General features: G+C 52.8%; 9 protein-coding genes. 6 read left to right on the top strand and 3 right to left on the bottom strand.

The window, feature by feature from the left end; all coding sequences use genetic code 11:
* Window position 1: 1 nt before the first annotated feature.
* Genes mshL through ACM66T_RS03450 form a run of 6 tightly spaced genes read left to right on the top strand, consistent with a single transcriptional unit; the run spans window position 2 to window position 6,898 of the window.
* A complete protein-coding gene (gene mshL, locus ACM66T_RS03475; protein ID WP_231020410.1) occupies window positions 2-1,624 on the top strand; it encodes a pilus (MSHA type) biogenesis protein MshL in 1,623 nt (540 codons plus the stop codon).
* The gene (locus ACM66T_RS03470; protein WP_231020409.1) at window positions 1,614-2,426 is read left to right on the top strand and encodes an ATP-binding protein; all 813 of its coding nucleotides are present in this window, start codon (window positions 1,614-1,616) and stop codon (window positions 2,424-2,426) included. Before mshL ends, ACM66T_RS03470 begins: the two co-directional genes overlap by 11 nt.
* Window positions 2,419-3,363 carry a hypothetical protein gene (locus ACM66T_RS03465; RefSeq protein WP_231020408.1) on the top strand — a complete coding sequence of 315 codons (945 nt, stop codon included), beginning with the start codon at window positions 2,419-2,421 and terminating at the stop codon, window positions 3,361-3,363. Before ACM66T_RS03470 ends, ACM66T_RS03465 begins: the two co-directional genes overlap by 8 nt.
* Before the next feature lie 8 nt (window positions 3,364-3,371).
* Entirely contained in the window at window positions 3,372-3,908 is a 537-nt protein-coding gene (locus ACM66T_RS03460; RefSeq protein WP_231020407.1) for a hypothetical protein, read from the top strand.
* A 12-nt stretch (window positions 3,909-3,920) separates the two neighbouring features.
* Window positions 3,921-5,657: a GspE/PulE family protein gene (locus tag ACM66T_RS03455; RefSeq protein ID WP_231020406.1), complete on the top strand. Its 1,737-nt coding sequence runs from the start codon at window positions 3,921-3,923 to the stop codon at window positions 5,655-5,657.
* Window positions 5,654-6,898: a type II secretion system F family protein gene (locus ACM66T_RS03450; RefSeq protein ID WP_231020405.1), complete on the top strand. Its 1,245-nt coding sequence runs from the start codon at window positions 5,654-5,656 to the stop codon at window positions 6,896-6,898. The genes ACM66T_RS03455 and ACM66T_RS03450 overlap by 4 nt, the downstream gene beginning before the upstream one ends.
* An 18-nt stretch (window positions 6,899-6,916) precedes the next feature.
* On the opposite strand, the gene ACM66T_RS03445 is transcribed toward ACM66T_RS03450, so the two are convergent.
* From ACM66T_RS03445 to ACM66T_RS03435, 3 genes are all read right to left on the bottom strand, one after another.
* Entirely contained in the window at window positions 6,917-8,998 is a 2,082-nt protein-coding gene (locus ACM66T_RS03445; protein WP_231020404.1) for an ATP-dependent helicase, read from the bottom strand.
* A 165-nt stretch (window positions 8,999-9,163) separates the two neighbouring features.
* On the bottom strand, window positions 9,164-11,068 hold the full coding sequence (locus tag ACM66T_RS03440) for a DUF2207 domain-containing protein (RefSeq protein ID WP_231020403.1): 1,905 nt from the start codon (window positions 11,066-11,068) through the stop codon (window positions 9,164-9,166).
* Entirely contained in the window at window positions 11,062-11,616 is a 555-nt protein-coding gene (locus tag ACM66T_RS03435) for a LemA family protein (RefSeq protein WP_231020402.1), read from the bottom strand. Before ACM66T_RS03435 ends, ACM66T_RS03440 begins: the two co-directional genes overlap by 7 nt.
* Window positions 11,617-11,671: the final 55 nt, after the last annotated feature.

Raw genomic sequence — 11,671 nt, 5'->3', positions numbered from 1 at the left:
GATGAAAAACATGACTCCATTCCAAAGCATCCACAAGTCAATCACTTCGGTAGCCGCGGCCCTACTGCTGGCTTCATCGGTACAGGCAGCAGACTGTACGTATGAGCTCTTTTCCATCAGCGGAGCGAAGGGGATGACCATCTCCAAATACGTCGATCAGCTGAGCAACGAATGTGAACTCACACTGATCATCAGCGACAATGAAGCTGAAAAAAAGATGTCCAAACGCTTGCAGCGGACCAATCTGAAGAACCTCACACTGAACGAGGTCCTGGATATTCTCCTGGTTGACAACAACCTCAACTATACCCTGGAGAACAATATCCTCAAGATCTCCTTTATCGAGACGAAGACCTACAACATCGACTACATCATCAGTGCCCGCAAAAGTATCGGCAGTACGGATATCCTGCTCAGCAGCTCCCAGGCAACCGGAAGTTCAAGCAGCCAATCCGGCGGCGGTGGCGGCGGCCAGGGAGCGGACCTCGGCGGCGGCTCCATGCAGATTACGCAAAACAACACCTCCGGTATCAAGATCGAGTCCCTCGACGAGGTCAAGTTCTGGGAAGAACTCGACCTCGAACTGCAGCGCGTCCTGAACCGTCCGACGGACTTCTATCAGGCGGAAGCTCCGATTGTCAACAAAAACGCGGGGCTCGTCACCGTTACGGCGACGGTACGCCAGCAACAGCGTCTCGAAAAATACCTCAACGAACTGCAGAAAAAGATCCAATACCAGGTGCTGATCGACGTCCGCATGATGGCCGTCACACTCAGCGACAGCAGTTCGACCGGTATCGACTGGTCCCAGATCTATGCCCTGCAGAATCTCTCGTTCCACATCGACAAACTCGATGCATTGAACGTTTCCACCTTTGATACGACGGGGAATATTCTGACGGGGGGTACCGCAGGCTATTCCGGTCCGGCGTCGCTGCTCAAACTCACCGGGGGTAATACGATCACGGAACTGGTCAAATTCCTTAAAACGCAGGGGGATGTTGACGCGATCTCCAATCCGAAGGTACTGACCCTCAACAACCAGCCTGCCCTCATTACTGTCGGTACGGAGTATTTCTACAAGATCCAGCAGTCCCAGATTCTTGCCGGTAGTTCGGCCGGTACATCGCAGACCACACAGAACGAAGAGGTCAACTCCATCTTCGCGGGTGTTCTGCTCGACATCACGCCGGAGATCGCCAACGACAATACGATCACCCTCAAGATCAATCCTTCGGTCAGCCAGACAAGGATTAAACTCAGCAGCGACGAAATCGAGCAGCAAAAGCGCTCTATGCCGCCGGATCTTGACCGCCGCCAGCTTGCCTCCGTCGTGACCGTCAAAGACGGCAACAGTATCATCATCGGCGGTCTGATCGACAAATCCGAAAGCATGCATACTAACAGAGTACCGCTCCTCGGTGACATCCCGGGACTCGGTTACCTTTTCAAATACGAAGAAAAAGCTGTGGATACGACGGAACTCGTTATTGTTATCGAACCGCACATTATCAAGAAAGAGAACAACACGCTCTCCCTTTCTGATCTTGGATATACCAAGTTTACCGACAGTGAAGCCGGCCTGACCTCCAAAGAAACAGCTGCAGAGGCCAATGCAGAATAAGAACCTCTTTGACTCTTCCAAAGAGGTCTTTCTCGATGTAGTAGACGCGAATGCCTATGTGCAGCTCGATCGCGTCGCCATCGTCTACAAATCCCTGATGGAAGCCATAAAAAAACCCCTGAAAATGATCCTGCTTTTCGGAAAACCGGGAACGGGTAAAAGTATGATGCTGAGCCGTATCTACAAAGAACTGCACGACAGACAAAAAATCGTTCTGTATCAAACACCCATTACCGATGAAGATGCTTTTTTCCGCTCACTGGCACGCGATGTGTTTGACTACATCACCGACGAACCCATCCATTTTACGCGCTTTAACGAGCTTGCCGCACAATATACTTTTGAAACGCCTCCGGTCGTCTTGCTGGATGAAGCGCAAATGTATTCAACGGCACTGTTGGAAAAAATCCGTCTGATCTCCGATACGCGCCAGATCAAGTTTATTATCTCCCTGCACAAAACGGAACAGGAGGACGTTGTCGCCAAAGAGCATTTCCAGTCACGTATCTGGGAAGCACAAGAGCTGCTCAACGCTTCGGCCGCCGAATTGAAGATCTACATTCAGAAAAAACTGCTTCGGTCAAACTGTTTTGATGTCGCCAATATGTTCAATGACAAGAATGTCCGCTGGATCCATGAATTGACCGAAGGCAATTACCGTAATACCAACAAGTTGCTCTTTGCTCTCTTCAGTATTGCGTCATGGTATGAAGAGAACCAGCCCACGCAGATCAACTATACTGCTGTCAACCGTAAAATGATTGAAATGGCGGGGATTGAAACGGGGTTTATCAATGCTTAACGTCCCTGAACTCGAACAGCGCTGGAAGCACTACCGTCGAACACGTCAGGTCCCGTACCTGGTCGGCGGCGGTGCCGCAGTAGTTCTTGTATTCGCTGCAACCTATTTTCTCCTCACACCGTCGGCTCCCACGTCATCAAAACCACAGGCGGTCGTATCGGCCCCCGCTGCGCCCAAAGTGACAATGCCGGCGGTTGACTCATCTAAACAATCCGCTGCCGCACAGGGGCAAGCGTCCGACAGCGCACGACCGGCACAAACACAGGCAGTTGCTGCAGAGCAGCCGGCCCTGAAACTGACGCCTTCCATGGGCTTCATGCACGAGTTCGAATCGGACGTCATGGACTATTATTCCCATGTCGATACGCAAGAGCCGCAACCGCAAGCGAGAACACAGGCCGCACCGCCAGTCTATCAGAGACCGTCACAACAGGCGCCAGCTCCGGCCCCGGTCATTTCGACACCTCCGAAAGAGGAGATACAGCCGATCAACGCTCCTGCGCAACCATCCGAAACGTTGCCAGGCATTCAGGCTTCTTCGTCACTCAAAGCCGCCCCTCCGGTCCCCGCTGCATCTCGGGCCGAAACAGACGATGAACCATCGTCTGAAGAGATGACGATTCTACGCGATGACGACATGAAAGATATCCAGGATGTCATCGCCCGTTTTAAAAAGAGCAAGAACCCTATTCTGAGCCTCTTTGTCGCCAAGCGCTATTATCATACCGGGAACTATCAGCAAGCCTACAACTATGCGCTGATCACCAATGAACTTGATAGTACGATCGAAGATTCATGGCTCATTTTTGCAAAGTCGCTTTACAAAATGGATCAGAAAGAGATGGCGATCAAAACCCTCAAAAGCTACATCCAGGAGAGCAGCTCCGTCAAGGCCAAAATCACCCTTGATCAGATGGAGAAGGGGACGATGGAATGAGGCTTCATTTGAGCCTGCTTGCAGTTGCCACAACCCTGCTCAGTGCCTCCAGCAGCGACAGCCTCTACACGCTCTATCAAAACGGTCAGTACCTTCAAGCCTGCAATCAGGGGGCGAAGACACTGCATCGCCATGAGCTGGATGAACGTTTTGTTTCACTCTACGCCTTTTCCTGCCTCGAAGCAGATCGCATTGATCGCCTGGCACTGCCCGTCGTTATGCTAAACCGTTCGGAGGAGGCGCGCAGAAACGCCACGTACTTCGCTGCGATTCTGCTACAGAGAAACCTGCTGATCAATGCCCTTGAAAATCAGACAACGCTTGCGGGTCTGAAGCTCCCGACCTCGGAGCATCTCCTCTCACGGGTCTTCGATCTGTACAGTGCAAATCGGTACGTGAAGAGCGGCGATTCCTATGTGCTGACCGATCCCCAAAACCCCCGTCGAAGCTACAAGCTTTTCTTGCGTCATTCCGGCCAATCCCTGCAGCTTGGCATCACGGAATATTATGATACAATATTAACAAAACAGCATATTTACCGTTAAAGGCAATCCGAAGTGGATAGAATTACGCACGATCTTCTGGAAAAAAAGCATATCTCCCAAACCCAGATCGACCGCCTTGTCAAGGTCGGGGTGAAAGAGGAGATTCTGCTGGAAACACTGACAAAAGTCGGGGCCGTATCGCTCAATTTTGTCAAACGTTTCGTCGTTGAACAGATCCGGGCCGGCAAGTATGACCTGGAAATTCTCAAACAGTATCCTTTTCTCCCCGAAAGGGCCGTCCTGGAGTATCTGGCGGAGGTCCTTGAGATCCAATATATCGACCTGGATTCGATCGACATGGATTACCGTCTGGCGGAACGTGTTCCCCTGAACCTGCTGCAGCGCTCCAATGCCCTGCCGGTAGCGGAAAGCGATATGAGCATTACGGTCGCCTTTGCCGATCCGCTCAACATCGATGCCCAGGAAGCGATTCAGAGGGTCTTCCCGCGCAAGCCCCTCCAGGTCGCCATCGCTTCGGGAAAGCAGATACAGTCCTATCTCTTCAAAATCGATATTAAAAGCAGTGTCAAGGGCCTTGTCGACAACATCCGCAAAGAGCTTAACACGATCGGTTCGCCCGAAGAGCAGAAGGACGCATCGTCGATTCTCCAGCTCATCAACGTTATTCTGAAAACCTGTATCAAGAGCCGGGCCAGCGATATCCATATCGAACCGACGGAGAACAACTGCGTCGTCCGGGCGCGTGTCGACGGGAAACTGGCCGAGATCTTCATTTTCGACCAGGATATCTACCCACCGCTCGCTTCGCGTTTCAAACTCCTCGCCAATCTCGATATCGCCGAAAAGCGCAAGCCTCAGGACGGCCGTTTCTCCGCCGTGGTCGGTGACCGCGAGTATGACTTCCGTTTTTCTACGCTCCCGATTCTTTACGGCGAATCAATCGTTATGCGTATTTTGGACAAGGAAAAAGCGCTTATCCGACTGGAAGATGCCGGTATGGATGCAGACGGCTACAAAAAGCTGCTCCAGGCCCTTAAAAAGCCGCACGGCATTCTCCTGGTCACCGGACCGACCGGTTCGGGGAAAACGACGACGCTGTACGGCGCGCTCAACGAACTCCGTAACGTCGAGGACAAAGTCATTACGGTCGAAGACCCCGTCGAATACCGGATGAACCTCATCCAGCAGGTCCAGGTCCATCCGCAGGTCGGCATGACCTTCGCGGCGGCGCTACGCTCCATTTTGCGCCAGGACCCCGACAAGATCATGATCGGGGAGATCCGCGACCATGAAACCCTGGAAATCGCCATCAAGGCCGCCCTGACCGGCCACCTCGTCATTTCGACCCTGCACACCAACGATGCCATCAGCGCACTGCCGCGGATGTCGGATATGGGCATCGAACCCTATCTGATCAGCGGGGCCGTTGTCGCCGTTCAGGCGCAGCGTCTTGTCCGCAAGATCTGCCCGCATTGCAAAAAAGAGCTTGAAGTGCCGCCATCCGTTTTAAAAGAGTATCAGGCCTACATCCCGCCCGAGACGGTCTTTTACCACGGTGTCGGCTGCAAAGAGTGCAACGGCAGCGGCTATCTCGGCCGGGAAATGATCAGTGAAGTACTTCCCATTACCGAAACGCTCAGCAGTATGATCGCCCGGAGTGCTTCCAAAGAAGAGATGATGAAACAGGCGATTCAGGAAGGTTTTGTTAGTATGTTCCAGAATGGGATGAATAAGGTTGTCGAAGGTAAAACAACCATCGAAGAAGTCTTGAGGGTGGCAAAAGAATGAAATACTATCTTGCAACAGTCCTTTCCAAAGGGAAAAAAGTTCAACACGGCTTTTACGCCGACGGTAAAAAAGAGGCAATGTATATTGCCAAAGTCCGCTATCCCGGTATCGTCGTCAATGTCATGGAAGGCGCAGCGCCGCTCGATGATCAGCTCAAACATTTCAAAGAGCGCTTCATGGGCAACATCAAGAAGAAGAAGGTCAAACCCGATTCTCTGATCGCTGCAATCCGTCAGCTGGCCGTTATGACCAATGCCGGTATCTCCGTTCATGATGCATTGAACGAAATCGCACGGGCAGCCAACGACCCGGTGCTCGAAGAGATCTTCTCCTCCGTTGCCGAAGATATCAACTCGGGTTCAAGCATGTCGAAATCCATGGAAAATTTCCGCTTTCAACTCGGCGGTCTCACCCTGGCGATGGTCGAACTCGGTGAGCAGACCGGTAACATGGCTGATTCACTCTACCAGCTTGCCGACATGCTCGAAGAGATCCGGCGCAATGTCATCAAGTTCAAGAAGGCAATGGCCTATCCGCGCAATGTCATGATCGCCATGGCCGTCGCTTTTACGATTTTGATCTCCTACGTCGTACCGCAGTTTAAAAAGATCTTCGAAGAGTTGCATGCCGATCTGCCGCTGCCGACGATTATTCTGTTGAAGCTGGAGTACCTGTTCAACAATTTCGGTCCCTATATCCTTGCGGGGTTGATTGTCTTTTTTATCATTTTCCGGTACATGCTCAATACCAACCGGGAGTTCAAATTCCGATGGCACCAGCTTTTGCTGAAAACCTATTTGATCAAAGACCTGATCATGTTCTCTACGCTTAACCGTTTCACCTTGGTCTTTTCCGCACTTGTCAAGGCGGGTATTCCCATTGCCGATGCGCTTGAGACCTCCGTCGCCATGATCGACAACCTCCCGCTGCAGGAGAAACTTTTGACCGTCAGACAGGCTGTCGAAAAAGGGGCCTCCCTGAGTGAGGGGCTTGCCGACACCGGATTGTTTGAGAATATGATCATTCAGATGATCTCCGCCGGTGAACAGGGGGGTCAGCTCGACTCGATGCTCGAAAAGGTCACGGATTACTATAAGATGCGTTTCGACCAGATCATCGATGGTCTCGCGGAAGCGATTGAGCCGATCATGCTCTTTATCATCGCCGCGATGGTCCTGCTGCTTGCCCTGGGTATCTTCCTGCCTATGTGGTCGCTCAACGACGCCGTCCACGGCCGTTAACACCAATGGAAGACGCTCTTACGCGTCTTCTTTCGCTTCCTCTTTTTTCACGAGCATTCTGTACTCTTCGTCCTCTTTGAGCATGCCCGCTTCGTAAAGGAAAATCGACGGCACGAACTGTGCCTTTTTGATCCGGTCGTATTTGGCAAAACTGAGATAGAGGATATCCTTCGCCCGGGTCACGGCCACGTAGAAGAGCCGCCGTTCCTCATCCAGGCTCCCTCCTCTGCCCATCAGCTTACGGTTGGGAAAGCGCCCGTCCATCAGATCGATGACATAGACCTCTTTATACTCCAGCCCTTTGGAAGCATGGATGCTGAGAAGATGCACCCCTTCGCCCTGCGTCAGGTCCTGGGAGCCGAGGATCATCGCATTGAGGAAGCGCTCATGCTCTTTGTACGGTTTGGCCAGCTCCTGGAGCACCGCCGGTTTGCGGCGGATACGTTCCAGCGCTTCCGTTTTAAGCTTTGCATCGACCTGCCCGTCGGGTAGAATGGCACGCCGGACGGCCAACTGTTCCGCGACCGTCGCATAGAGATCTGAGACTGCGATCTTCTGTACGACGTTCTGGGGGCGGGAGAGGTTTTTGATCGCCTGCAGCAGGGTATAGAACTGGGAGAGCATTTTCGCCCCGTCCTTGGTTAGTTTCGGATGCTTCAGTACGGGGTTCTTCAGCAGTTTCTTGTCGCTGATCACCTCGGCAAAGCGGCCGGCATGCCCCAGTTCGAGAAAATCATCGAAGAGTCCGAGCTGATGGTTCAGTTTCCGTTTCTCAAAGGGGTTGGAAATTTTCAAATCCGGTGTATAAAGCCCGCGCAGCATCGAACCGCCGCCGAGGAATTGCAGCGCTACGTAAAGCTCCTTTGCCAGAGCGCTGCCCACCCCTTTTGCGTGTTCGAACACATGGATGAAAGCCATCATATCGCTCTCGTTCACAAGAAGCGTATAGATATCAAGAATAAACTTCACCTCTTTGGCGTCAAAAAAACTGACCCCGCCGCGCCGGCGGCAGGCGATCCCCTTCTCCCGCAGTGCCGCTTCGATTCCGTCTGCGCTGGAATTGTTACGGAAAATGACGGCGATCTCTTCATGCTCGGTTACACTCTTGCCGATCATCTCTGCAATGCCGTGGTACTGTTCAAAAAGCTCGTCGTAGACCAGTAGCTTCGGCGGCGGTGCAGCATGATCGCGGGTCACCTCCAGCTGTTTCGGATAGATGCGTTCATTTTTCGCAATCACCTTGTTTGCCAATGAAAGGATCGGGACGGTCGAGCGGTAGTTCTTCGAGAGGGTATGGACAGCTGCCTCGGGATACTTCTGTGAAAAGGAGCCGATAATGGAGATATCCGCCCCGTTGAAGGCGTAGATGGACTGGTCATAATCGCCGACACAGAAGAGCGACGGCGGGTTCATCGCGTCGATGAGAGTCCCCTGTAGCGCGTTGGTATCCTGGTACTCGTCGACGAGCACCTCTTTGTATCCCAGCTCCATCCGTTCGCAGAGTTTGCGCATCTGCAGGAGCAGGTCGTTGAAATTCAAAAAACCGTACTGGGTTTTCAGCTCCTCGAATTCATCAATAATGTCGGCATAAATCATCGCAAAACGGTCATGTTCCTCCTGCCGCTCAGTGATCCACATCTCGAAACTCTTGTCCATCTCCGTATTCTGGTAGTAGGAGTAAAGGTCGTAGAGGTAGTTGGCCCCGTAGGGTTCGTTCTCCCCCTCCAGGTGGTGGAAGCTCCGTTTTTCATAGACGCTGCGGAAAAGGGTCTTGAGCTCTCGCTGCTGTTTGAGGACGACCTTGCCCTGCTGCCGCTTGAGCCATCGGTAGCTCACCGCATGGAAGGTCCCGGCGTCGATCTGACCGGCCTTCTCCGCCCCGAAAAACGAGGCGACACGTTCGACCATCTCCGCCGCCGCCTTGTTCGTGAAGGTCAGCAGCAGAATCTCATGGGGCTGCACCCCCTGCCCCAGCAGGTGCGCGATCCGCCCGACAATGGTCGACGTCTTTCCCGTCCCGGCAGAAGCAATAATCAGGTTATGGCCGAAAGATGCGGTTGCTGCTTTATACTGCTCTTCATTAAGACGGGAGAGGGGCAAAAAGGTCCTTTATATTTCCGGACGGGAATCGGGCAGGCACACATTCCGGTCCATTTAGAAGGTGGGATTCTAGCGCTGTTTGGCTTTAAATTTCAGTAGCTGCGTATGTTCAAACGCTCGCTTCAGGCTGATACGCTGTTTCACCCAATACTACTGCTGCGACCGTTACCACGAACCGCCGCCACCACCGCCGGAACCGCCGCCGGAAGAGCTGCTGCCGGATGCTCCCCCGCCCGAACCGCCGGAGCTTCCACCCCCTCCGAAACTGCTCTCCATCAACGAAGCGCTGCTTGAGAACGCGGACAGTACCAGTGCGGGCTCTTCCCGATGCCAATCATGTATATCTGTTTCAAGGCTCTTGAAAAAACCAATCCATTTTTTTTCATAGCCGAAAAGCATAGCGTACGGCAGGGCCTGGCTCAAAAACGCGGGGTCCTCCTCCTGCCTCCGTCGTATCTCGTCCAGTTCAACCCGTTTGATAAACTCTTTATAGCCCAATAGCCGCGCATACACCTCTAGACCTTTTTCAGTATATTTACCCATGTTGCGGTAATAGACCAGAAGCAGCAAAAAAACAACTATCAGGGCAAGGAACGGGGTATGCGTAACGTAAGGGAGCACAGAACCTCCCTCCGAGAAAATCACGTAAATGCTGATTGCAGAAAAGAAGACGAACAAGACCCCTGCGAGCGCCGCCCTGGTAAGCAGGTACACTCCGAATCCACCGAGAATGAAGACGATCATGGTCACTTCGTCCCCGACATATAAAAAGCTGAAAAACATTGCCACCGCGGTGAATATCCCGCATAAAATACCGAAAATCACCAGAAAAGCCTTTCTGGCATAGCGGGGTCCTTCCAGCATATAGCCGTCGTTTTCCGTCCACGCGGAAAGGTCCCGTTTTAGCCTGCCAATCCCCCCGAGAAAAACCCCCATCCTGCCTCGCGGAGGCTTTGAAATATCGAAACGTTTCCCGCGGAAAAAGAGTAACTGATAAAGACGTTCCTGAAAGGGGGTATGTTTCTTTCCCGGTACATCCGATTTCTCCAGGAATACACCTTTGTGATCCCGCGAAATCCCCAAATAGCCCTGCCGGGCCAGGTCAACGATGGCCGCGGCAAAGTGCCGGCCGGCAGAAAAGCGGTTGAAAAGGATACCGGACTCCAAAACACCGAAGCCTTTCGGGGCTGCATACTGTACAGGAATACTGCGATTGAGCACGTTCCTCCCATAAACGTACCAGTACCAGTGCATTAGGAGCCACAGCAAAGCGGCGACTCCCCAGGAAATCATTGTCAGTATAAACGCCTGTGCTTCATACGCCGGTATTTTATACTTGTGCTTGACTGCCCTCTTCAACTGCGGACGGACAGGTTCGGGGTGCATAAGATACGGGATATCGCCTAGAAGGCTCCGTGCGAACGCCGCCTCGACGGTCAATGCTTCATGCGCTCCCAGTCCCGTCATTGAAACGAGTAGTGTGCGGTCATCAACCCACTGCTGGGTCGCTTTAGAGGCCGTTGATCCGTAGCGCCCCGTAAATACCGCCAGCTTGACGTTAGCCTGTGAAAGCGCCTGCGGCAAGTGCACGGTAGCGGTTGCGACATGGATTGGGATATTCCATTCGGTTCCGACGGCATTCCACCGCAATACATAGTCCGACCCTTCCATCGTCACTCCTCGTTTGACGCCGTAAGCGATCCGGTACAGATGCGTTCCCGTAACATATCGGGCCGGATCTCCGATTCTTACGCGGACCTTTCCGCCGCCGTTGCTACGGAAATTCGTCACCTCGAAAGGAACTTTGCGATTGTCCGCCAGAACATCTATTTTTTCCAAACCGATATCGAGCCTTGCGGCCGAACTCTCCTTCGTTTTCAAAGCAAGCGGGATATCGCGGAAGATGCCGTGTCGTATCTCACCGCCGAAGTTGTAGCGGATCCGCTCTGCCACATCCAGGCTGCCGTTTTGATGCAAACTAAGCTCGATGCGGTAGTCGTCAATCGACTCGCCTGCATACGATACCGTACCCAACAGCAGTCCCAGCAACAGAAGAAAGCGCGTCACCATTCGACTTTCGGTACCATTGCTTCTTGAAGATTCTCCAACTCGAAATACGTCCTGCGGACGAAACGAAACGGTCTTGCGATCAACATCTCCGGGAAAGAGTCGATCTTGGTGTTGTAATCCCTGACGACGGCATTGTAATAGCGCCGGGCATTCTGGATGGCGTCTTCTATTGCCACCAACTCATGCTGAAGTTTCATGAACGTGCCGTCGGCTTTGATATCCGGATAGTTCTCGACGACCGCTAGCAGCTGTCTCAGCTCATGCGTCAGATGTTTTTCCGCCCTGCTCTGCTCAGAAACGCCATGCGCTTCGATCCCTTTGGTACGGGCCTCGACGACAGCTTCCATGATCGCCCGTTCGTAGGCCGCATACGTTTTGACCGCCTCGACAAGACGGGGAATAAGATTGTGCCTGCGCTTGAGCTGCACGTCGATATCGGACCAGCTCGCTTCCGAACGCATCCGTAGTGCGACAAAGCCGTTGAAAATAAAAATAGCGTATAAAACAAGCAGTAGCATTGCCACGATGTAGAGATAAGATGTGTCCATTGGCCTCTGTTCCCGTTTAGTACGCCCATTATAGTTGCCAGGGTCTAAATGTACG

The organism is Sulfurimonas sp. ST-25, from assembly GCF_048079205.1.
In the GTDB taxonomy this organism is placed as follows: domain Bacteria; phylum Campylobacterota; class Campylobacteria; order Campylobacterales; family Sulfurimonadaceae; genus Thiomicrolovo; species Thiomicrolovo sulfuroxydans.
Note: the sequence above shows the minus strand (reverse complement) of the source record. Positions and strands in the feature narration are given on the sequence as shown.